This window comes from Pararcticibacter amylolyticus, from assembly GCF_003130405.1.
GTDB classification, from domain to species: domain Bacteria; phylum Bacteroidota; class Bacteroidia; order Sphingobacteriales; family Sphingobacteriaceae; genus Arcticibacter; species Arcticibacter amylolyticus.
In genome coordinates, this window is sequence record NZ_QEAS01000038.1 from 15245 (window position 1) to 15662 (window position 418).

Annotated in this window: 1 protein-coding gene; it reads left to right on the plus strand. The window is 55.0% G+C overall.

Features of this window, described 5'->3' with window-relative positions:
* Positions 1 to 113: 113 nt before the first annotated feature.
* The coding region (locus tag DDR33_RS27035) for a 3-coathanger stack domain-containing protein (RefSeq protein ID WP_394341132.1) at positions 114 to 418 on the plus strand (305 nt) is incomplete at its 3' end.

Below are 418 nucleotides of genomic sequence, written 5' to 3' on the forward strand. Positions count from 1 at the left end.
CTGAATAGATATACTGCAAAGGCTGTTCTTGAAGATAAATAAAAAGAAAAAAATTCCACTGCGGTGTGAGCGCAGTGAAGGGGGGTACCTTAGGAGCGAAAAAGAATGCTCAAATGAAACAGCAGTCCACCAGAGTCAGCATACTTGTGACAGTGCTGACATTATTAATAACCCCCGTATTCAGCCAGGACACCACCCTGAGCAGCTACAGCAATAGCCGTCCGGTCGTAACCGCCACGCGGAGCATCACCCTTTTGCCCGGCTTTTACGTCCCCACCGGGTCCAGCTTCCACGCCTACATCGTAGCCGCCACCGCCGCCCCCTGTATCCCCCTTGCCGCCGCCATAAGCACCGATCAGAACTACATCCTCACCTATACCCCCCGCGAGCCCTTTGCCGCCGGCACCGACCTGTCCGC